This is a genomic window from Amycolatopsis sp. NPDC004772, assembly GCF_053601215.1.
Map to the genome: position 1 here is coordinate 40,817 of NZ_JBSGBK010000035.1, position 21,745 is coordinate 62,561.

20 protein-coding genes are annotated in these 21,745 nt (G+C 70.6%); 9 read left to right on the forward strand and 11 right to left on the reverse strand.

Going from position 1 to position 21,745, the window contains the following annotated elements; all coding sequences use genetic code 11:
• Nucleotides 1-4: 4 nt before the first annotated feature.
• On the reverse strand, nt 5-1,297 hold the full coding sequence (locus tag ACWEF6_RS21945; RefSeq protein ID WP_003080241.1) for a PhoH family protein: 1,293 nt from the start codon (nt 1,295-1,297) through the stop codon (nt 5-7).
• Nucleotides 1,298-1,746: 449 nt separating this feature from the next.
• Nucleotides 1,747-2,523 (reverse strand): isoprenyl transferase, encoded by a 777-nt coding sequence (locus ACWEF6_RS21950; RefSeq protein ID WP_310973577.1) that lies wholly within the window; start codon nt 2,521-2,523, stop codon nt 1,747-1,749.
• A gap of 117 nt (nt 2,524-2,640) precedes the next feature.
• Between ACWEF6_RS21950 and trhA the strand changes: the two genes are divergently transcribed.
• A complete protein-coding gene (gene trhA, locus ACWEF6_RS21955; RefSeq protein ID WP_310974174.1) occupies nt 2,641-3,282 on the forward strand; it encodes a PAQR family membrane homeostasis protein TrhA in 642 nt (213 codons plus the stop codon).
• A gap of 133 nt (nt 3,283-3,415) precedes the next feature.
• Here trhA and ACWEF6_RS21960 read toward each other — a convergent pair whose 3' ends face one another.
• A complete protein-coding gene (locus ACWEF6_RS21960; RefSeq protein WP_310973579.1) occupies nt 3,416-3,766 on the reverse strand; it encodes a hypothetical protein in 351 nt (116 codons plus the stop codon).
• 207 nt (nt 3,767-3,973) lie between these two features.
• The gene (locus ACWEF6_RS21965) at nt 3,974-4,447 is read right to left on the reverse strand and encodes a carboxymuconolactone decarboxylase family protein (RefSeq protein ID WP_449684661.1); all 474 of its coding nucleotides are present in this window, start codon (nt 4,445-4,447) and stop codon (nt 3,974-3,976) included.
• A gap of 307 nt (nt 4,448-4,754) precedes the next feature.
• On the opposite strand from ACWEF6_RS21965, the gene ACWEF6_RS21970 reads away from it, so the two are divergent.
• On the forward strand, nt 4,755-5,549 hold the full coding sequence (locus ACWEF6_RS21970) for a DUF2382 domain-containing protein (RefSeq protein WP_449684662.1): 795 nt from the start codon (nt 4,755-4,757) through the stop codon (nt 5,547-5,549).
• Between the two features lie 60 nt (nt 5,550-5,609).
• On the opposite strand, the gene ACWEF6_RS21975 is transcribed toward ACWEF6_RS21970, so the two are convergent.
• The 4 genes from ACWEF6_RS21975 to ACWEF6_RS21990 all read right to left on the reverse strand — a co-directional run bounded on the left by ACWEF6_RS21975 (nt 5,610) and on the right by ACWEF6_RS21990 (nt 11,869).
• Nucleotides 5,610-7,499, reverse strand: coding sequence for an acyl-CoA dehydrogenase family protein (locus ACWEF6_RS21975; protein ID WP_449684663.1), 1,890 nt, complete (start codon nt 7,497-7,499; stop codon nt 5,610-5,612).
• Between the two features lie 80 nt (nt 7,500-7,579).
• The gene (locus tag ACWEF6_RS21980) at nt 7,580-8,953 is read right to left on the reverse strand and encodes a glycosyl hydrolase family 28 protein (RefSeq protein WP_449684664.1); all 1,374 of its coding nucleotides are present in this window, start codon (nt 8,951-8,953) and stop codon (nt 7,580-7,582) included.
• Between the two features lie 306 nt (nt 8,954-9,259).
• Complete coding sequence (locus ACWEF6_RS21985) at nt 9,260-9,817, reverse strand: hypothetical protein (RefSeq protein WP_364012456.1); 558 nt, start codon at nt 9,815-9,817, stop codon at nt 9,260-9,262.
• A gap of 84 nt (nt 9,818-9,901) precedes the next feature.
• The gene (locus ACWEF6_RS21990) at nt 9,902-11,869 is read right to left on the reverse strand and encodes a thioredoxin domain-containing protein (protein ID WP_449684665.1); all 1,968 of its coding nucleotides are present in this window, start codon (nt 11,867-11,869) and stop codon (nt 9,902-9,904) included.
• A 65-nt stretch (nt 11,870-11,934) separates the two neighbouring features.
• Here ACWEF6_RS21990 and ACWEF6_RS21995 point away from each other — a divergent pair, with 65 nt between their 5' ends.
• The gene (locus ACWEF6_RS21995) at nt 11,935-13,302 is read left to right on the forward strand and encodes a 3' terminal RNA ribose 2'-O-methyltransferase Hen1 (protein ID WP_449684666.1); all 1,368 of its coding nucleotides are present in this window, start codon (nt 11,935-11,937) and stop codon (nt 13,300-13,302) included.
• Nucleotides 13,299-15,791: a polynucleotide kinase-phosphatase gene (locus ACWEF6_RS22000; RefSeq protein WP_449684667.1), complete on the forward strand. Its 2,493-nt coding sequence runs from the start codon at nt 13,299-13,301 to the stop codon at nt 15,789-15,791. Before ACWEF6_RS21995 ends, ACWEF6_RS22000 begins: the two co-directional genes overlap by 4 nt.
• Before the next feature lie 94 nt (nt 15,792-15,885).
• Here the strand turns inward: ACWEF6_RS22000 and ACWEF6_RS22005 are convergent, their stop codons facing one another.
• The gene (locus ACWEF6_RS22005) at nt 15,886-16,197 is read right to left on the reverse strand and encodes a hypothetical protein (protein ID WP_449684668.1); all 312 of its coding nucleotides are present in this window, start codon (nt 16,195-16,197) and stop codon (nt 15,886-15,888) included.
• Complete coding sequence (gene mca / locus ACWEF6_RS22010; RefSeq protein ID WP_449684669.1) at nt 16,194-17,114, reverse strand: mycothiol conjugate amidase Mca; 921 nt, start codon at nt 17,112-17,114, stop codon at nt 16,194-16,196. Before mca ends, ACWEF6_RS22005 begins: the two co-directional genes overlap by 4 nt.
• 134 nt (nt 17,115-17,248) lie before the next feature.
• Between mca and ACWEF6_RS22015 the strand changes: the two genes are divergently transcribed.
• The 3 genes from ACWEF6_RS22015 (at nt 17,249) to ACWEF6_RS22025 (ending at nt 19,253) form a co-directional block, all read left to right on the forward strand.
• Nucleotides 17,249-17,692, forward strand: a complete 444-nt coding sequence (locus ACWEF6_RS22015; protein WP_449684670.1) for a DUF4307 domain-containing protein — start codon at nt 17,249-17,251, stop codon at nt 17,690-17,692.
• Between the two features lie 195 nt (nt 17,693-17,887).
• Entirely contained in the window at nt 17,888-18,391 is a 504-nt protein-coding gene (greA, locus tag ACWEF6_RS22020; RefSeq protein ID WP_310973599.1) for a transcription elongation factor GreA, read from the forward strand.
• 49 nt (nt 18,392-18,440) lie between these two features.
• Nucleotides 18,441-19,253, forward strand: a complete 813-nt coding sequence (locus ACWEF6_RS22025; protein ID WP_449684671.1) for an MBL fold metallo-hydrolase — start codon at nt 18,441-18,443, stop codon at nt 19,251-19,253.
• Between the two features lie 30 nt (nt 19,254-19,283).
• On the opposite strand, the gene ACWEF6_RS22030 is transcribed toward ACWEF6_RS22025, so the two are convergent.
• A complete protein-coding gene (locus tag ACWEF6_RS22030) occupies nt 19,284-19,757 on the reverse strand; it encodes an Lrp/AsnC family transcriptional regulator (RefSeq protein ID WP_206790021.1) in 474 nt (157 codons plus the stop codon).
• 109 nt (nt 19,758-19,866) lie between these two features.
• Between ACWEF6_RS22030 and hppD the strand changes: the two genes are divergently transcribed.
• Together hppD and ACWEF6_RS22040 are read left to right on the forward strand one after the other, a co-directional pair.
• A complete protein-coding gene (hppD, locus tag ACWEF6_RS22035; RefSeq protein WP_449684672.1) occupies nt 19,867-21,066 on the forward strand; it encodes a 4-hydroxyphenylpyruvate dioxygenase in 1,200 nt (399 codons plus the stop codon).
• 123 nt (nt 21,067-21,189) lie between these two features.
• Nucleotides 21,190-21,738 (forward strand): YbaB/EbfC family nucleoid-associated protein, encoded by a 549-nt coding sequence (locus ACWEF6_RS22040; protein ID WP_449684673.1) that lies wholly within the window; start codon nt 21,190-21,192, stop codon nt 21,736-21,738.
• Nucleotides 21,739-21,745: the final 7 nt, after the last annotated feature.

Genomic DNA, 21,745 nt, shown 5'->3' on the forward strand with positions numbered 1-21,745 from the left:
TCGGTCAGCCGTGGTCCTCCAGCATCTCGGTGACCAGGGCGGCGATCGGCGACCGCTCCGAGCGCGTCAGCGTGACGTGCGCGAACAGCGGGTGGCCCTTGAGCTTCTCGATCACCGCCGAGACGCCGTCGTGCCGGCCCACGCGCAGGTTGTCACGCTGGGCGACGTCGTGCGTGAGCACCACCCGCGACGCCGTGCCGAGCCGCGAGAGCACCGTGAGCAGGACGTTGCGCTCCAGCGACTGCGCCTCGTCCACGATCACGAACGTGTCGTGCAGCGACCGGCCGCGGATGTGCGTCAGCGGGAGCACCTCGAGCATGCCGCGGTCGAAGACCTCGTCGAGGACGTCCTGGCTGACCAGCGCGCCGAGGGTGTCGAACACCGCCTGCGCCCACGGCTGCATCTTCTCGCTCTCGGACCCGGGCAGGTAGCCGAGGTCCTGGCCGCCGACCGCGTAGACCGGCCGGAACACCACGACCTTGCGGTGCTGGCGGCGTTCCATGACGGCTTCCAGGCCGGCGCAGAGGGCGAGCGCCGACTTGCCGGTGCCGGCCCGGCCGCCCAGCGACACGATTCCGACGTCGGAGTCGAGCAGCAGGTCGAGCGCGACGCGCTGCTCGGCGCTGCGGCCGTGCAGGCCGAACGCTTCGCGGTCGCCCCGGACCAGCCGGATGCGCTTGTCCGCCGTGATCCGCCCGAGCGCGCTGGAGCTGCCCGCGAGCAGCCGCAGCCCGGTGTGGCAGGGCAGCTCGGCGAGCTCGTCCATGCCCCACTCGACCGGGTCGACGGTGCTGCCGCCGAACAGCGCGTCCAGCACTTCCTGCTGGACGTCGACGTCCGCCATGCCGGTCCAGCCCGACGGCGTCACTTCCTGCGCGCGGTACTCGTCCGCCTCGAGGCCGACGGCCCCGGCCTTGACCCGCAGCGGGATGTCCTTCGTCACCAGCGTGACCGCCTGGTTCTCGGCCGCGAGGTTGAGCGCGCAGGCGAGGATGCGGTGGTCGTTGGAGTCGGTCCGGAACCCGGACGGGAGCACCGACGGGTCCGAGTGGTTCAGCTCCACCTGCAGCGTGCCGCCGTGGTCCCCGATGGGGAGCGGCGCGTCGAGCCTGCCGTACTGCCGGCGCAGGTCGTCGAGCATGCGCAGGGATTCCCGGGCGAACCAGCCGAGCTCCGGGTGGTGGCGCTTCGCCTCCAGTTCACTGATGACGACCAGCGGAAGCACGACGGCATGCTCGGCGAAGCGGGTGACCGCCCACGGGTCCGAAAGGAGGACCGACGTGTCGAGCACGTACATGTGCTGCTGGGATACGGGCGCTTTCTCCGGGCCGGAAACGGCACCGGTCGAAGAGTGGCCAGAGGCCTTGCGGGGCAAACGCTGCGCAGTCACGACGGCATCTCCCTCGAGGGCGTGTGCACCTCACGCCCGCACTCGCTGGGCCGGGCACCTCCCTGGCTGGACCACTCCTCCTGACCGGAGTCAGGTGGCGCGGCCACGAGGGCCGGGTGCCGGCCCCCTCGAGCGTCTCGTGGGCGGCTGAGCCGCCCCCTCGATCACCGCCACGACCAGGGCCTCCCGCGAGGACCCGCACGGAACGCGTGCCCTCACCTCGGAAGGTACCCACGAATCCGGCGCCGCGCAGGGAGCCAACACGGTGATTCGCCAGATCGTCACCTCACCGTCGGTCGCCCGAAATCAACTCACGGTGGCTTCCGACCGGCGTGACCAGCGGTTTTGCGAGCTGTCTAGGAGCCGAACCGGCGGTGCCGCCAGGCGTAGTCACGCATCGCGCGGAGGAAGTCGACGCGCCGGAAGGCGGGCCAGTACGCCTCGGTGAACCAGAACTCCGAGTGCGCGGACTGCCACAGCAGGAAGCCGGAAAGCCGTTGCTCGCCCGAGGTGCGGATGATCAGGTCCGGGTCCGGCTGACCGGAGGTGTAGAGGTGCTCGGAGATGTGGTCGACGTCGAGGATCTTCGCCAGCTCGTGAATGGACGTTCCCTCGTCGGCGTGCTGCAGCAGCAGCTTGCGCACGGCGTCGGCGATTTCCTGCCGCCCGCCGTAGCCGACCGCGATGTTGACCTCCATCCCGGACCGCCCTTCGGTGCGGGCGGCGGCTTCGCTCAGCCGCTTCGCGACCTCGGCGGGGAGCAGGTCGAGGGCACCGACGATCCGCAGCCGCCACTGCGTCCCCGGCCCGGCGAGCTCGTCGGTGACGTCGGTGATGATCTTCAGCAGCGGCGTGAGCTCGTCCGGGTCTCGGTTGAGGTTGTCGGTGGACAGCAGCCACATGGTGACGACCTCGACGTCGGCCTCCTGGCACCAGCTCAGGAAGTCGGCGATCTTCTTGGCCCCGGCGCGGTGCCCGTCCGAAACGTCCGTGAAGCCCGCTTCCCGGGCCCACCGGCGGTTGCCGTCGAGCATGATGGCGATGTGCCGGGGATGCCGCCCGGCGGCCTGCTGGATGAGGCGCCTGCCGTAGGCGCTGTACACGACGTCGGACAAGAACGAGCGAACACTCACGTCGAGTCAGCCTACGCACCCCGGTGTGAGGCGTGTGACTTGAGCACTGCTGGAGAACCTACGCTGCCGTAACCTGGAAGGGTGAGCCTGACGACGGAACCACCACCCGAGCCCGTAGTGGACCTCCGCCCCCGGCTGCGCGGGCACATCCACTTCTGGACGTTCTTCGGCGCCCTGGCCGCGGCGGCGACGCTGATCAGCCTGGCGGCGTCCACTGTGTCCCCGGTCGCCGCCCTGGCGACTTCGGTGTACGGCCTGACGGTGCTCGGCTTGTTCGGCGTGAGCGCGTTGTACCACCGCCGGTTCTGGAGCCCGCGCGCGTACAAGTGGATGAAGCGCGCCGATCATTCGATGATCTTCTTGTTCATCGCCGGCACGTACACGCCGTTCACGTTGCTGGCCATGTCGAAGCCGACCGGGTACGTGATCTTGTCGATCGTGTGGGGTGGAGCGATCGCCGGGGTGGCGTTGAAGATGCTGTGGCCGCACGCGCCGCGGTGGCTGGGTGTGCCGATCTACATCGCACTCGGGTGGGTCGCGGTTTTCGTCTTCCCCGAGCTGGCTTCGCATGCCGGGGTTGCCGCGTTGGTGCTGCTTTGCGTGGGTGGGTTGTTCTACACGCTGGGTGCGGTTTTCTACGCCGTGAAGTGGCCCAACCACTGGCCCGAGACGTTCGGGTACCACGAGTACTTCCACGCCTGCACGGTGCTGGCCGCGGTGTCGCACTACATCGCGATCTGGCTGGCCATGTACGCCTGAGTCACATTCGAAAAGAAGCGCGGTCTTTCACCCGGCGAGGGTGAAAGACCGCGCTTCTTTTTCTAGCGGTGAAGATCGGCCTCGGATGGTTGATGCACACTCAACCAGCCAGCCTGGGCCGTTCCTTTTTCGTTCAGCCCGCGGAGTTGCCGTTGCAGGCGACGTACGACGGGTTGTGGTCGACCGTCAGCAGCTCGACCGGGCCGTTCCACTGCCAGGGCAGCAGGCAGGCGTTGTTCAGGATGCTGATCCCACCGTGACCGCCGCCGGTGGAGTTGTTGTTGCACGCTGCGTACGAAGGCGCGTGGCCCGCGTGCAGCACCTCGAAGGGACCGTTCCACTGCCACGGAGCCGCGCAGAGGTTGTCGCCGATGCTGATGCCACCGCCACCCGGGTGGTGACCCTCACCGGCGGAAGCCGGCGCGGCCACAGCAAGCATGGCGCCACCGATGATCGCGGCTGCGAAGAGCGTCTTTTTCATCATGGTAAAATCATCGGGCGATCTGCCGCAGTCCTTTATCGACATCACCCGATGGTTTGGACAACATCACCCGTCCCGGCACTCAAACACCTTACGCCGAGCGGGGTCCACCAGGCTGTGCCACGGTTGGGGGTTCCACCGCCGTGAAGTCGTCACCATCGAAGCTGGTTCCGCGCTGCACGGCCGGTGGTGTGCCCTCTTCGGACAGTCTCAGCCGAACATCCCCGGCTGGTACTCGCCCGCCGGGTTGCGGGCGATCACGTTGAGGCGGTTCCACGCGTTGATCGTCGCCACCAGGGCGATCAGCGCGCCGATCTGTTCGTCGTCGAAGTGCTTGCGCACCGCGGCCCACGTCTCGTCGCTGACGCCGGTGTGCGTGTCCGCCAGGCGGGTGCCCTCCTCCGCCAGTGCCAGGGCCGCGCGCTCCGCTTCGGTGAACACCACCGCTTCGCGCCACGCCGCCACCATCGCCAGGCGGACCGCCGTCTCGCCGGCCGCCGCCGCGTCCTTCGTGTGCATGTCGAGGCACATCCCGCAGCCGTTGATCTGGCTCGCGCGGATCTTCACCAGCTCCTGGGTCGCGTGCGACAGCGAGGACTCCTCGACCGGGCGGGACGCCGCGATCAGGCGCTTGACGAACTTGCCGGTGATCTCGTTCTCGAACAGGTTGATCCGGGCTTCCATGGCCGTTCCCCTTCCATCGTCTGCTTCACCCCCTTGACGACCCGGGCGACGCGGTTGTGACAACCGCCCGGGTGACCCCGGTCACGCCGGATCGAGGTCCACACCTTTGCGTCCCCGGCGCGGGCGGGCGGTCACGCCGGCGGCACGCCCTCGACCTGCGGGCGACCCTGGTCCTGGCCCGCGGGAGGCGCTTCAAACGATCACGTTCAGGGGTCACCCACGGGAACACCACGGCGGTTGCCGGGCTCGCCGGCGCGGCCGACGGTGGGCTCCACCAGAACCGACGCGTGGAAGGAGCACGACCGCGATGGCCAGCACCCTGCAGCCCGAGGAACTCATCGACAGCGCCGTGGTCGACCCGGACGGCAACAAGCTCGGGAAGGTCGGCAACGTCTACCTCGCCGACGCGACGCACCAGCCCGAGTGGATCACCGTCAAGACCGGCCTGTTCGGCACCAAGGAAAGCTTCGTGCCGCTCTCCGGCGCGCACACGGACAAGGACGGCGTCCACGTCCGGGTCGACAAGGACAGCGTCTCCGACGCGCCCCGCATCGACGCCGACGGGCACCTCTCGCCCGAGGAGAGCACGCAGCTCTACCAGCACTACGGCCTGCCGGTGCCGCGCATGTCGCCGGACGGGCGGATGGACCAGCCGGGCCGGACGGACCGGTCGGGCCGGACGGACCGGTCGGGCCGGATGGGCCGTGGCCAGGACGCGATGGGCCGGAAGGGCGACGACCGGGCCATGACGCGCTCCGAGGAACGGCTCGACATCGGCACCGAGCAGGTCGAGACCGGGCACGTGCGGCTGCGCAAGTACGTCGTCACCGAGGAGCAGCAGGTCACCGTGCCGGTGCGGCACGAAGAGGTGCGCATCGAGCGCGAGCCGGTCACCCACGGCGACGGCACCGCGGAGATCGGCGAGGCCGAGCAGGACGTCGTCCTGCACGCGGAGAAACCGGTGGTGCGCAAGGAAACCGTGCCGGTCGAGCGGGCGCGCCTGCGGAAGGAGACGGTCAGCGACGAGCAGACCGTGTCCGGCAAGGTCCGCAAGGAGCAGTTCGAGATCACCGACGACGACCGCAAGCACCGGCGGTCCTGAGGGCTCCCGGGCGGGTGGCCGGGCCCCGATACCGGCCACCCGCCTGGGTCACCACCGTGATCAGGACGTCAGCATCGGCGCCGCGAGGAACTGCTCCGGGATCGCGAACGCGTCCACCAGCGTGCGCGCGTGCGGGCGCAGCTCCGCGCACAGCCGGTTCACCGCCGACGTGACCGCCTTCGCACGCGACGCGGTCAAGCGGCCGTGGCCCAGGAACCACGCCAGGTCCTCTTCGATCGCCGACAGCGCGTACAGGTCGCAGACGCGCTCCAGCAGCGCACGCGCTTCGGGATCCTCGCAGCGCTCGATGCCGGCCACGAACGCCTCCAGCACCAGGCGCTCGACGTGGACGCGGCCCGCGCGCAGCACGTGGTCCTGCGCCGCGTTGAACACGCCGAACGGATCGGCCGCCGCCTTGCGCAGGCGCTTCGCCACCCCCTCGACGACGTGCTCCTCGCGGTCTTCGAACAGCTTCAGCTGCCACTCGCGGCGGAAGAACACGTCCGAGTCGGACCCCTCGGTGAGCGACTCGAGCGCCTTGCGCACCGAGGTGCGCTCCAGGATCGTGTTGACCACCTGGTCGGTGAAGAAGCGGGCCGTCGCCAGCGGCGAGAGGTCCTCGAAATCCTGCTTGTAGCTGGTCAGCAGGCCCTTCGCGACCAGCTGCAGCAGCACCGTGTTGTCGCCTTCGAACGTCGTGAAGACGTCGGTATCGGCCTTCAGGCCGGGGAGGATGTTCTCCGCCAGGTAGCCCGCGCCACCGCAGGCCTCGCGCGCGGCCTGGATGGTCGCCGTCGCATGCCACGTGTTGAGGGCCTTCAGCCCGGCCGCCCGAGACTCCAGCTCGCGCTGCTCCTCCTCCGGCGCCGACGGGTCGATGTCGTGCAGTTTCGAGACCAGCTCCTCCTGGGCGAAGTTCAGCGCGTAGGTCTTCGCCAGCGCCGGCAGCAGTTTCCGCTGGTGCCCGAGGTAGTCGAGGATGACGACCTCGTCGCCGTCCGGCTTCATGAACTGGTGCCGGTGCTCGCCGTAGCGGATGGCCAGGGCCAGCGCGCGCTTGGTCGCGCTGCCCGCGCTGCCGCCGACGCTCACCCGGCCGCGGATCAGCGTGCCCAGCATCGTGAAGAACCGGCGGCTGTCGCTTTCGATCGGGCTCGAGTACGTCCCGTCCTCGGCGACGTCACCGAAGCGGTTCAGCAGGGCCTCGCGCGGGACGCGGACGTGGTCGAAACCCAGCCGTCCGTTGTCGACGCCGTTGAGCCCCGCCTTCGGCCCGCAGTCCTCGATGGACACCCCGGGCACCGGCTTGCCGTCGTCGTCGCGGATCGGGACGAGGAACGCGTGCACGCCGCGCGACTCGCCGCCGGTGATCAGCTGCGCGAAGACCACCGCCAGGCGACCGTCGCGGGCCGCGTTGCCGATGTATTCCTTGCGGGCCATGGCATCCGGCGTGTCGAGGACGAATCCGCCGTCGGTGAAGGTCGCCGTGGTGCGCAGGTGCTGGACGTCGGACCCGTGGCCGTGCTCGGTCATCGCGAAGCAGCCCAGGACGTCGAGGTCCATGATCGCGCGCAGGTACCGCTCGTGGTGGCGCTCGGTGCCGAGCAGCTGGACGGCGCCGCCGAACAGGCCCCACTGGACGCCGGCCTTCACCATCAGCGACAGGTCGCCGTAGCCGAGCAGCTCGAACGACGTCACCGAGCCGCCGACGTCGCCACCGCCGCCGTAGGCCGGGTCGAAGCCCAGGCCGGGGCGGTCGGTCGCGGCGAGCGCACGCAGCTGGTCGAGCACCTGGGCGCGGTGCGCCTCGATGCCGAGGTCGACCGGGTCCCGGAACTCGGCGCCGGTCATCTGCGCCCGCACCCCGCGGCGCAGCTCGGCCCAGCGACCGTCGAGGACGGCGGTCAGTGCGTCCGGGTCCACCTTCGAGGGCACTTCGGGGACGTCCACGGCTACCTCCGGAAAGGACGAACGGCAGGCTTCCTACTCGTTGGTAGTAAGCCTGCCGCAGCGCCGCCGATCCCGCAGGTTCAGATCGGCTTGCCGTTCACCGTCACCTTCGTGAAGCGGGCGTCGTCCACGTACTTCAGCGTGTTCGACGTGTCGGCGACGCCCTTAAACGTGGAGTTCGCCACGGAGAACCCGTGCACGTGGGCGTTCGAAAGCCCGCTGACGTCGAAGGTCTTGCCCGCGATCTTCGTGCTCGAGCAGTTGCTGATCGTGAACGGCCCGAACGACGGGACGGTGCTGCCGGTCTGGCTGTTGTAGGTGGACGTCACGAACACGAAGTTCCGCGCGAAGGTGCCGGAAACGCTGTCGAGGTTGATGTTCTCGGAGAACCCGCCACGCAGCGTGTTGGACTTCACGTACAGCGCGAATTTCGTGTCACCCTGCACGGTGAGCCGGTAGGCGTAGACGTTGCGGATCCCGCCGGTCTGCTCGCTGCCGCAGGTGATCGCACCCCAGTTGCCGTTCATCACGCAGTTCACCACGACCAGGTTCTGGCACGGGACGTTCACCCGGCGCCCGTCGGCGTCGCGGCCGGACTTGATGGCGATGTTGTCGTCGTGCGCGCCGAGGGTGCAGTTGGCGATGACGACGTGGTCGCACGATTCCGGGTCGCAGCCGTCGGTGTTGCTGTGCGCGGTGCTGGGGTCGGTGCTGACGCCGTCGACCGTGACGTTGCGGCACAGCGTCGGGTGCAGCTGCCAGAACATCGAGTTCTTCAGGGTGATGCCCTGGATCAGCACGTTCTCGCAGGCGTACGGCTCGACGAACGCCGAGCGCATGGTGTGGCCGGAGCCGGGCACCACCCGCTTCTCCGGCGGGGTTCCCTTGGCCACCAGCGATTCCAGGTACGCGCGATCGCTGCCCTTGTTCCACGACGACGTCGCCGCCGCGTCGAGCGTGCCGCTGCCGGTGAGGCCGATGTTCTTTTCCCCGTAGGCGTAGACCATCGGAGAGCGGTTGACGCATTCGATGCCTTCGTAGCGCGTCAGGACATTCGGGAACTTCGCGGCGTCGCCGCTGAACTTGAGGACCGCGCCCTTTTCCAGATGCAGGTCGACGTTGCTCTTGAGCCGGATGGCGCCGGTGAGGAAGCTGCCGCCGGACGGCACGATCACGTGCCCGCCGCCGGCCGCGGCGCAGGCGTCGATCGCCTTCGCGATGGCCGCGGTGTTGTCGGTTTTGCCGTCGTTCTTCGCGCCGTGACCGGTGATCGGGAAACTGCGGTCGGGGAACACCGGAACCGTCGTGTTCGCGACGATGTCGTTCGCCGCGGGCCACGGGAGCGGGGGAACGTCGATGCGGGGCGCCGCCGAAGCGACGGCCGGGAGCAGCGGCACCGCCGCCACCGCGAGCCCGCCCTTGATCAGCTGCCGCCGGGTGAACCTGCCGTCCATGGACACGTCCTTCACGAGGAAGACCTGGTGCGACGGCGGAACCGCGGCACGGACCGCGGGCACGACGAACTCTAGGCGCGGAAGCCGGTTCAGGTCCAGGCCGGCGCGATCGCCGAGGGTGGCCGATCCGTCCCGGGCACGAGGCAACCGGAACCGCACCTGGCGCGTGGTCCGTACGACGGCAGCGAGCAGAGGCGGCGGGACCGCGGGGTGTCACCGAGGGGGCGACACCGCGCGGCTCCGCCTCGCCCCAGCCGCGGGGTGCCACCGAGGGGGCGGCACCGCGCGGCCCGAGCCGCTCTCGCGTCAGCCCAGGTCCGGCCCCTTCGAGCGCAGGTCGTCCACCTTCGTCATCGCCTCGCGCAGCTCGCCGAGCCAGCTGTCCGCGTGCTGGCCCACCAGGCGCACCGCCCACGCCAGGGCGTCCGACCTCGACCGGGCCACGCCCGCGTCCACCAGGGTGTCCAGGACCAGGCGCTCCGGCTGGCGCAGCCTCGTCATCACCGGGGCCGAGTGCGTCGTGAACAGCGCCGTCGTCCCACCCAGCCGCGCGCCCCACGCCACCTTGCGCTGGTAGCGGTGCTCCGCTTGGCGGGCGATCTCGATGCGCTCGTCGCGCGTCTCCTCCCGGTACCGGCTGATCCGGCCCTCCTCGGCCGCCGCGCGGGCCGCGTCGTCCGCGTGCTCCTCCGTCAGGGCCGGGAGCTCGCCGACCACGATGATCTCTTCGCGGTCGACCGTGACCTCCGGTGCGCCCGTGAACCAGCCGTCGGGCAGGCGGCCTCCGAACCAGGCCGCCGCGTCGTCCGCCGGCGGGACCTCCGCCTGCTGCCAGCCTCGTCCGCCACGCCATCCGCGTCCCATGTCGTACCTCCGGATTACATGATTACATCGCTACCGAAGTTACGCCGAAACCCGGGACACAGACACCGCGTTCACCCAGGGCGATCAGAGCTGGGTGGTCAGCTCCTCGACCGAACTCACCGGCCGGTCGCAGACGTACCCCCGGCAGACGTACGCCGCCGGGGCGCCGGCCACCAGCGGCCGGTCGGCCAGCAGCGGCACGCCCGGCGCGTCCGGCTCGCCCGCCAGCACGATGCCGCCGCCGTGCACGCCCCGGGCCGCGGCCAGCCGCAATGCCGGATCCGCTCCCACCACCGCGACCTGCACCGGGCCGGCCTGCAGCGCCTCCGCCACCGACAGCCAGTGCCCGGCGAACCGCGGCACCCGCCCGGCCAGCACCCCGGCCCGCCGCAGCGCCTGCTCGGCCGCCTCCCGGTACCGCGCCGCGCTGTCGTACCCCGCCAGCGCGGACGCCGTCAGCAGCGCTCCGGCCAGCGCCGACGCCCCCGACGGGCTCGCGTTGTCGCCCGGGTCGGCCGGGCGCTGGACCAGCGTCTCGGCGTCGTCGGCCGTGTCGAAGTAGGCCCCCGGGACGTCCGGGGACGCGAAGTGCGCCAGCGCCAGGTCGAGCAGCCGGGTCGCTTCGGCCAGCCACTTCGCGTCGCCGGTCGCCTGGTGCAGCGCCAGGAACCCGTCGGCGACGCAGGCGTAGTCCTCCAGCACCCCGGCGGATTCGCCGACGACGCCGTCGCGCGAAGACCGCCGCAGCCGTCCGTCGACGACGTGCACCCGCAGCAGCAACTCGGCCGCGGACGTGGCCCATTCGATCCACTGTGGACGATCCAGGGCCACCCCCGCCTCGGCCAGCGCGGTGATCGCCAGGCCGTTCCAGGACGCGATCACCTTGTCGTCCCGACCCGGTTGCGGCCGCTTCGCGCGCGCCTCCAGGAGCTTGCGGCGCAGCGGCTCGGGCAACTCCCCGAACAGACGCAACGTCGACGCGCCCTCCTCGAAGGTGCCTTCGGGCGTGACCCCGAACAGCTCGGCGGCGGAGTCGTCACCGACCACCTCACGCAGCTGCTCCGGCGTCCAGACGTACGTCAGGCCTTCGACGCCTTCGGTGTCCGCGTCCAGCGAAGACGCAAAGCCGCCTTCGGGCGTCCGCAAGCTTTCGAAGAGGAACTCCGCCGTTCCGTTGGAGACCCGCAACGCCGTGGCCGAGCCCGTGCGCCGCCAGAGATGCGCGTAGAACCGCAGGAGCAACGCGTTGTCGTACAACATCTTCTCGAAGTGCGGCACGATCCACTCGGCGTCGACGGAGTAGCGCGCGAAGCCGCCGGCCAGCTGGTCGTACAGGCCACCGCGGGCCATCGCCTCGGCGGTCGAGTCCACAAGGGACAGCGCGACCGCGGACCCCGTGCGCTCGTGGTGCCGCAGCAGGAACTCCAGGACCATCGACGGCGGGAACTTCGGCGCACGGCCGAACCCGCCGTTGACGCGGTCCGCCTCCTGCTCCAGCTTCCCGACCGCGCCGGCGAGCACCGCTTCGTCCACAACGGACTCCTTGAGCGGCCCGGTCTGCTCGGCGAGGTGAGCGACGATCTGCTTGGCGCCGTCGAGGAGCTCGTCCGGCCGCTCCTGCCACGCCTCGGTGACGGCGGCGAGCAGCTGCCGGAACGACGGCATCCCCGGCCGCGGCGACGGCGGGTAGTAGGTGCCGCAGTGGAACGGCTCGCCGTCCGGGGTCAGGAAGCAGGTCATCGGCCAGCCGCCCTGGCCGGTCATCGCCTGGGTGGCGGCCATGTACACCGCGTCGATGTCGGGCCGCTCCTCGCGGTCGACCTTGATGTTGACGAAGTTGCCGTTCATCAGGGCCGCGGTCCCGGCGTCCTCGAACGACTCGTGCGCCATGACGTGGCACCAGTGGCAGGCGGCGTACCCGACCGAAAGCAGGATGGGCACGTTCCGCCGCTTCGCCTCGGCGAGCGCTTCGGGCCCCCACGGCCACCAGTCGACCGGGTTCTCCGCGTGCTGGAGCAGGTACGGGCTGGTCGCGTGCGCGAGGCGGTTCATGCGTCCAGGGTGGCACCCGGGAAAACCGGGCGCGCGGTCACCGGCCGCTCCGCCACACTGTGCCCGTGTTGCTGACCATCACGACGACCCGGAACCCGGCCACCGACCTGGGCTTTCTCCTGCACAAGCACCCGGAGAAAGCGCAGTCGGTCGCGCTGTCCGCCGGTACCGCGCACGTCTTCTACCCGGAGGCGGCGGCGGACCGCTGCACCGCCGCGCTGTTCGTCGAAATCGACCCCGTCGGGCTCGTCCGCGGCGGCGGGACGACGCTGACCCAGTACGTCAACGACCGGCCGTACGCCGGGGGCTCGTACCTCGCGGTCGCGCTGCGGGCCGCGTTCACCACGGCGCTCGCGGGCCGGTGCGCGGCCCGGCCGGAGCTGGTCGACGAGCCCTTCGATCTGGAGGTCCACCTGCCGTCGCTGTCCGCTCGCGGTGGTCCCGAGGTCGTGCACAAGCTGTTCGAGCCGCTCGGCTGGCGCGTTTCGGCGACGCCGATCCCGCTCGACGCGCAGTTCCCGCACTGGGGCGACAGCCGCTATGTCGACTTGCGGCTCACCGGCACCCAGCGCGTCGCCGACGCGCTGCGCCACCTGTACGTGCTGCTGCCGGCGCTCGACGGCGACAAGCACTACTGGGTGGGCCAGGACGAGGCCGACAAGCTGCTGCGCGCCGGCGAAGGCTGGCTCGCCGGGCACCCCGAGCGGACGCTGATCACGAACCGCTACCTCGAGCGGCGCCGCCCGGTCGTCGCGTACGCGCTTTCGCGGCTGGCCGAGGCGGACGACGTCCCGGCGGAGGCCGAAGCGCTGGTCACGGAGGTCCCGGACCAGCCGGAGAGCCTCGCGTCGCAGCGCCACGGCAGCGTGCTCGCCGCGTTGCGGGCCGCCGGCGCCCGGCGCGTCCTGGACCTCGGGTGCGGCTCCGGCGCGCTGCTGCGCGTCCTGGAGAAGGAGCGGTCGTTCACCGACATCGTCGGCGTCGACGTGTCCAGCAGCGCGCTGGACATCGCGCAGAAGCGGCTGAAGGAGAGCTCCCGCGTCACGCTGCGGCAGTCCGCGCTGACCTACGCCGACCCCGCGCTGGCCGGGTTCGACGCCGCCGTGCTCATGGAGGTCGTCGAGCACGTCGACGCCGACCGGCTGCCGGCGCTGGAACACGCGGTGTTCGGGGTCGCGGCGCCGCGCACGGTGCTCGTCACGACGCCCAACGCGGAGTACAACCGGCTGTTCGAGTTCCTGCCGATGGGGCATTTCCGGCACGCCGATCACCGGTTCGAATGGACGCGAGCCGAGTTCCGCGCCTGGGCGGACGGCGTCGCGACCCGGCGCGGCTACGACGTCCGGTACGTACCGATCGGACCGGAGGACCAGGAATCGGGACCGCCGACCCAGATGGCGGTCTTCACCACCCAAAAGGAGGTGGCCGCGTGAAGCTGACCGTCCCCGACATGGCGCTCGTCGTGCTCGTCGGCGCTTCCGGCTCCGGCAAGTCGACGTTCGCGCGCACGCACTTCGCGCCGACGCAGGTGCTCTCCAGCGATTTCTTCCGCGGGCTCGTCGCCGACGACGAGAACGACCAGTCGGCCAGCGCCGACGCCTTCGACGCGCTGCACTACGTCGCGGCGAAGCGGCTCGCAGCCGGGCGGACGACCGTCATCGACGCGACGAACGTCCAGCGCGCTTCGCGGGCGAGCCTGGTGAAGCTCGCGAAGGAGCACGACGTGCTGCCGACGGCGATCGTGCTCGACCTGCCGGTGGCCGTCTGCGCCGCGCGCAACGCGTCGCGCACCGACCGCGACTTCGGCGACCACGTGATCCGGCGGCAGCGCGGTGAGCTGCAGCGGTCGCTGAAGTCGCTGGAGCGCGAGGGTTTCCGGCGCGTGCACGTGCTGCGCAGCGAAGCCGAGGTGGCCGAAGCCGAGATCGTCGTCGAGCCGCTGCGCAACGACAAGCGCGAGCTGACCGGGCCGTTCGACGTGATCGGCGACGTCCACGGCTGTGCGGCCGAGCTCGAGGAGCTGCTGGCCGAGCTGGGGTACGCCGACGGCGTGCACCCCGACGGCCGGACCGCGGTGTTCGTCGGCGACCTCGTCGACCGCGGCCCGGACACCCCGGGCGTGCTACGGCGCGTGATGGCGATGGCGGCGTCCGGGAACGCGCTGGTCGTGTGCGGGAACCACGAGCAGAAGCTGGTGCGTGCGCTGCACGGGCGGAAGGTCAACGCGGCGCACGGGCTCGCCGAGTCGCTGGAGCAGCTCGGCGCGGAGAGCGAGGAGTTCCGCCGCGGTGTCCACGAGTTCTGCGACGGGCTGATCGCGCACTACGTCCTCGACGGCGGGAAGCTCGTCGTCGCGCACGCCGGGCTGCCCGAGCGCTACCACGGACGCGCGTCCGGGCGGGTGCGCAGCATGGCGCTCTACGGCGACACGACCGGCGAGACCGACGAGTACGGCCTGCCGGTGCGGCTGCCGTGGGCCCGCGACTACCGCGGCTCCGCGATGGTCCTCTACGGGCACACGCCGACGCTGGAGCCGGAGTGGGTCAACAACACCATGTGCCTCGACACCGGTGCCGTGTTCGGCGGGAAGCTGACCGCGCTGCGCTACCCGGAGCGCGAAGTCGTCTCGGTGAAGGCCCACCGGGTCTGGTACGAGCCTTCGCGACCGCTGGACACCGCGCGGCCGCTCGCCGGGCGCGAGCCGGCGGTGCTGGAGCTGGGCGACGTCACCGGGAAGCGGATCGTGCAGACCGCGCACCACGGCCGGGTCGGCGTCTCGGCGGAGCAGTCGGCGGCGGCCCTGGAGGTGATGAGCCGGTTCGCGGTCGACCCGCGGTGGCTGGCCTACCTGCCGCCGACGATGGCGCCGTGTTCGACGTCGTCGCGCGGCGGTTACCTCGAGCACCCGGAGGAGGCGTTCGCCGAGTACCGGGCGGCCGGGGTCGAAGCCGTGCTGTGCGAGGAGAAGCACATGGGCTCGCGGGCCGTCGTGCTGGTCTGCCGGGACGACGAGGTGGCGTACCGCCGCTTCGGCATCCGCGGCGGCGGCGCGGTGTACACGCGGACCGGGCGGCCGTTCTTCTCGGCCGCGCAGAACGCCGAGCTGCTGGCCGACGTGCGCACGGCGGCGGCCGGGCTGTTCGAGGAGCTGGACTCGGGCTGGCTGCTGCTCGACGCCGAGTTGCTGCCGTGGAGCGCGAAGGCCGGTTCGCTGATCGCCGATCAGTACGCGTCGGTGGGCGCGGCCGCCCAGGCGGTGCTGCCGTCGGCGGTCTCGGCGCTGGCGACGGCGGCCGCACGCGGCATCGACGTCGGCGACCTCCTGGCGCGGACGGTGTCGCGTTCCTCCACAGTGGACTCCTACCGGACGGCGTACCGGCGCTACTGCTGGCCGACGTCGGGCCTGGACGGGGTGCGGCTGGCGCCGTTCCAGCTGCTGGCGTCCGAGGGGACGGCCTACCACGACCGGCCGCATTCGTGGCACCTCGCGCAACTGGACCGGTTGGCGGGCCCGCGGTTCCAGCGCACCCGGACGCTCGAGGTGGACCTGCTGGACGACGCCTCGATCGCCCGCGGCGTCTCGTGGTGGGAGGAGCTGACGGCGGCCGGCGGCGAGGGCATGGTCGTCAAACCGGCGGCGAACCTGACCCACGGCACGCGCGGCCTGGTCCAGCCGGGGGTGAAGGTGCGAGGGCGCGAGTACCTGCGAATCATCTACGGCCCGGACTACACGCTCCCGGAGAACCTGGAGAGGCTGCGCAAGCGAGGGCTCAACCGCAAGCGCATGCTGGCGCTGCGCGAGTACGCGCTGGGCCTGGAGGCCTTGGAGCGAGTCGCGCGGAGCGAGCCGCTGTGGCGGGTGCACGAGTGCGTGTTCACGGTCCTCGCGCTGGAGTCAGACCCGGTGGACCCGCGGCTCTAACGCCCCAATGTGGCGTTCGGTGCGCTCAACGCACCCAATGTGGCGTTCGGTGCGTCCAACGCACCCAACGCCACATTGGGGCGCTTGGGGCCGGCTAGTCGGACTTGGCCGGGGAGGCGCCGTTGGGCTGCTTCCTCTCCGGCTCGGCGGGAGCCTCGGCGGCCGGCGCCTCCTCCGTGGGCGGGTCGTCGAAGCTGGCCGGGACGCGCTTGAGGTGCTTGGTCATCGAGCGGACCAGGAAGGCCACCGCGATGAGGAACAGGATCAGCACCAGGAAGCCGACCGGGGAGGACTTGCCGAAGTCCTCCCCCTGCCCGCCGTTGTCGCCGTTGCCCGGCTGTTGCGCCAGCACCAGGGCCGACGCGGTCACCGGAAGCGCCAGGCCGGCCGGCAGCGTCAGACTCATGTGTTCACCTTCTCCTCGGCGCCGGCGATGCCGGCGAACAGGTCGTCCTCCGGCAACGTGCTGTCGACCAGCGACTTCACCAGCTCGTACTCCTCGGTCGGCCAGACCTCGCGCTGCATCTCCCGGGGCACGGCGAACCAGCGGCTGGTCGGGTCGATCTGCGTGGCGTGCGCCTTCAGCGCCTCGTCCCGCACCTCGAAGTATTCACCGCACTCGACGCGGGTCGTCACCCGCTCCATCACATCGCCGCGGTTCGGGTCCCAGTTCGCCAGCCACTCGGTGTACGGCGACTCCAGCCCGGCCTCCTTCAGCGCCTCGTCGAACAGCACCATCCGGGCGCGCGAGAAGCCGTGCATGTAGTACAGCTTCAGCGGCTGCCACGGCTCGCCGGCGTCCGGGAAGCGGCTCGGGTCCGGGGCCGCGTCCCACGCCGCCATCGACACCTCGTGGGTGCGGATGTGGTCGGGGTGCGGGTAGCCGCCGTTCTCGTCGTAGGTGGTGATCACGTGCGGGCGGAACTCCCGGATCACGCGCACCAGCGCCTCGGTGGACTCCTCCAGCGGCACGACCGCGAACGACCCCTCGGGCACCGGCGGCAGCGGGTCGCCCTCCGGCAGGCCGGAGTCGACGAAGCCCAGCCAGCGCTGGTTCACGCCGAGGATCTTGGCCGCGCGGGCCATCTCCTCGCGGCGGATCTCGGCCATGTTGGCCAGCACCTCGGGCCGGTCCATGGCCGGGTTCAGGATGCTGCCGGCTTCGCCACCGGTGCACGTGACGACCAGCACCTCGTGACCCTCGGCGGCGTAGCGCGCCATCGTCGCGGCACCCTTGCTCGACTCGTCGTCCGGGTGCGCGTGCACGGCCATCATGCGCAGGCGCGGGTTGGCGGTTTTCCTCTGCTCGTCGGCGTCCACCATGCTCCGAACGACTCCCCTTCTGCCCTTATTCCGCGACCCACCTGCGGGCCGCCCACCCAGCGGGCGGATACTCGAGGCGTACCCGCGTCACCATTGTCCCCGCGGGTACGACAAGAACGAGCAGGAGGCCCGGGTTGGCAGGCGGACCGGCGGAAACGGCAGCGCCCGCGCTGCTCGCGGACCGGTACGGCACCACGCGCGCCACGCCGTCCCGGCGCTGGCGGCGCTGGCTCTTCCTGGCCGTCGCCCTGCTGGTCAGCGGCCTGATCGCGTGGGTCGCCTACGTCAACCTCGGCTCGGCACCGATCGACGCCGAGCGCATCGCGTTCAGCGAAAAACCGGGCAACGCGATGGAAATCACCCTCAACGTCACCCGCGACGACGACAGCAAGCCGGGCGTGTGCGTGGTCCGCGTCCGCGACAGGACCGGCGCCGAGAGCGGCCGCAAGGAGCTCCTGATCCCGGCCGGCGTGAAGTACAACCGGATCAGCACGACGATCAAGAGCATCGGGGAACCGGTGACCGCCGACGTCTTCGGCTGCTCGTACGACATACCACGCTATCTGTCAACCCCATAGCGGCCAACGGGGTGAACCGCGCGCCCAACGCCCAGGGCGCGGGGAAATAACGGGCGTCGACCTCTCGCGCCGTGATACTCTGACCCTTCAGCACGGCCCACGACGGGCCGTGTTTTTCCTTTATCTCAGCCACGCGGGCACCTACGCCCGCGTGGGCCGGCTTGAACACGCAAGCCTGGCAGGCCCGACGAGGAGATGGTGACCGTGAGCGACACCAAGGTGACCTGGCTCACCCAGGATGCCTACGACCGGCTCAAGCACGAGCTCGACGAAATGATCGAGAATCGGCCGGTCATCGCCGCGCGCATCAACGACAGCCGCGAAGAAGGTGACCTCAAGGAAAACGGCGGTTACCACGCGGCTCGCGAGGAGCAGGGCCAGGCCGAAGCGCGTATCCGGCACCTGCAGGAGCTGCTGCGCTCGGCCAAGGTCGGCGAGGCGCCCGCCAACGACGGCACGGCCGGTCCCGGCAAGGTGCTCACCGTGCGGTACGAGGGTGACGACGAGGACGAGAAGTTCCTGCTCGCCACCCGCGAAGAGGGCGCCGAGGGCGAACTCGACGTCTACTCCCCGGAGTCGCCGCTGGGCAAGGCGCTGCTCGGCGCCAAGGAGGGCGAGGCCCGGGAGTACGAGCTGCCCAACGGCAAGGTCCAGAAGGTGACGCTCGTCAAGGCGGTTCCGTACACCGACGCGAAGTAGGCACGGCTAGCGTGTCCTCCCAGGATCCACATTCTGGGAGGACAAAGCCGTGAGCACCGAACCGATGTGCCAGGCCTGCGGCATGCAGTACGCCGCGGCCCGCACCGACTGCCCGATCTGCGAAGACGAACGCCAGTACGTGCCGCGGTCGGGTCAGCAGTGGACGAACCTGTCCGCGCTCCGCTCCAGCGGTACGTACACGCCGCGGATCGAAGAGCAGGGCCCGGGCATCGTCGGCGTGGGCTCGAACCCGGGATTCGCGATCGGCCAGCGCGCCCTGCTGGTGCGCGCCCGCTCGGGCAACTTCCTCTGGGACTGCGCGGCCTACCTGGACGACGCGCTGGTGGCGCAGGTCCGCGAGCTCGGCGGCATCACCGGTATCGCGATCAGCCACCCGCACTACTACACGACGATGGTGGAGTGGGCGCGCGCCTTCGATGTGCCGGTCTACCTGCACGAAGCCGACCAGCAGTGGATCGGCCGCCCCGACCCGGCGGTGAAGCTGTGGTCCGGCACCACCCTGGACCTCGCCGACGACCTGAGGCTGATCAACCTGGGCGTCCACTTCGCGGGCGGCACGGTGCTGCACTGGCCGGACGGCGAGGAGGGCCGGGGCGCCCTGTTGTCCGGCGACATCGTCCAGGTGATCCCCGACCGCACGCACGTGGGCTTCATGTACAGCTACCCGAACCTGATCCCGGAGCGGCCGGGCGTCGTCCGCCGCGCGGCGGAGCTGCTGGCGGGCTACCGCTTCGAGGCGATCTACGGCGCTTGGTGGGACGCGGTCGTGCGGTCCGCCGGGTACGAGGTCGTGCAGCGGTCGGCCAAGCGGTACCTGGCCCAGGTGGCCGACGAGAGCTGAGCGACTCGGCAGCTCGGGCGAGTTGTGCGTTCAGCCCCGCGCGGTCCGCTCCAGCAGCGGGCGGACCCGCGGCGGCACCGGCGTCGACAGCGCGATCGACGTCGACGTCCGCAGCACGTCCGGCACGCCGACGACCTCGTCGATCACCCGCTGCAGGTCGTCGTTGCCCCGGGCCACCATGCGGACGAACAGGTCGCCCTGGCCGGTCGTCGCGTGGACCTCGCAGACCTCGTCGATCGCCGCCAAGGCCTCCGCGACTTCCGCGCGCCGGCCCTGGGCGATCTCCAGGACCGCGAACGCCGTCAGGCCGTAGCCCATCGCCGCCAGGTCCAGCTCCGGCGGGAAGCCGCCGAGGATGCCGCGCTCGGTCAGGCGGTCCAGGCGGGCCTGGACCGTTCCGCGCGCCACCCCGAGGCGGCGGGCGCACTCCAGCACCCCGAGGCGCGGCGAGTCGGTGAGCAACAGCAGCAGCCGCGCATCCAGCGCATCCAGGTTCTCCGGCATACGCAGATTGTCCACGATGACGGACGATCTCCCCTGAACACCAGGCAGATTGTCCAGTGAAAATCGAGACCATTGCGCATCTTGCCTCGAAGGGATGATCCTTCGAGGTATGACCCAGACTGCCGAACCCCAGGGTGCGCTCGACGACGTCAGCTACGACCAGCTGCGTCAGCTGGTCGGGCTCGTCGACCACGACGCCTCGACCGACCCGTTCCCGGTCAAGGCCATGGACGCGGTGGTGTTCATCGCCGGCAACGCCACCCAGACCGCCTGGTACTACCAGATCGCGTTCGGGATGCAGCTCGTCGCGTACTCCGGTCCCGAAACCGGGGTCTTCGAGCGCAAGTCCTACGTGCTGAAGTCCGGCTCGGCCCGGTTCGTCATCACCGGCGGCGTCAAGCCGGACTCGCCGCTGCTCGACCACCACCGCAAGCACGGCGACGGCGTCATCGACCTGGCGCTGGAGACCACCGACGTCGACAAGTGCATCGAGCACGCCCGCGCCCAGGGCGCGACGGTCCTCGAAGAGCCGCACGACGTCTCGGACGAGCACGGCACCGTGCGCGTCGCCGCGATCGCGACCTACGGCGAGACCCGCCACTCCCTGGTCGACCGGTCGCGCTACCACGGCGTCTACCTGCCCGGCTACGAGCCGCGCGAAAGCACGGTCAAGCGGCCGGAAGGCGCGCCGAAGCGGCTGTTCCAGGCCGTCGACCACTGCGTCGGCAACGTCGAGCTCGGCAAGATGGACTACTGGGTCGACTGGTACCACCGCGTCATGGGCTTCGTGAACATGGCGGAGTTCGTCGGCGACGACATCGCGACCGAGTACTCGGCGCTGATGAGCAAGGTCGTCTCGAACGGCAACCACCGGGTCAAGTTCCCGCTGAACGAGCCGGCCGTCGCGAAGAAGAAGTCCCAGATCGACGAGTACCTCGAGTTCTACGACGGTGCCGGCTGCCAGCACATCGCGCTGGCCACCAACGACATCATCGCGACGGTCACCGCGATGCGCGCCGCCGGCGTCGAGTTCCTCGACACCCCGGACTCCTACTACGACGACCCGGAGCTGCGCGCCCGGATCGGCAACGTCCGCGTGCCGATCGAGACGCTCAAGGAGCACAGCATCCTGGTCGACCGCGACGAGGACGGCTACCTGCTGCAGATCTTCACCAAGCCGATCGGCGACCGCCCGACCGTGTTCTACGAGCTGATCGAGCGCCACGGCTCGCTCGGCTTCGGCAAGGGCAACTTCAAGGCGCTGTTCGAGGCGATCGAGCGTGAACAGGAGCGCCGCGGCAACCTCTGACATCTCGTCTCGGCAAAGGCCACTGTAGGAGACCTCCGGGTCCCCCTATGGTGGCCTTTGACGTGATTCGGGAACCGTCGGCGTCCCGGCTCCGTCTGTGTGGGTGGAGGGAAGGGGGCCGGGATGCCGGACAGCATCGACGCCAGCGACGCGATGATCGACAACTGGACCAAGCGGCTCGAGGAGAACGCCGCCCGGTACCACGCGCTGGCCGAGCGCATGCAGGGCCAGACGGTCACCGAGCGGTCGAAGGACGGCACCGTCCAGGTGACGATCGATTCGCGCGGCCTGCTGAAGAACCTCGTCATCGCCGAAACCGCGGCCGGCAAGCGGATGGCCGAGGTGTCGGCGCAGGTGATGCAGCTGGTGCAGCGGGCGCAGGCGCGGATCCCCGAGCTGCTGCAGCAGGCCATGACCGAAACCACCGGCACCGGCGACCAGGCCGCGGCGGAGATCGTCCGCGAGGCGCAGAGCACGTTCCCGGCGCCGCCGCCCGAGGCCGAGCCGGCGTTCCCGGAGCCCGACCGCGTCCGCCGGTTCCTGCCGGAGGAGACCGACGAGCCACCGCGCACCCCGCCGCCCGCGCCACCGCAGCAGCAGCCGCAGCCTCCGCGCCGCCGCCGTCCGGCCGACGACGATGACGACGACTTCGGCGGGTCGATCCTTTCCTGAGGGGGAA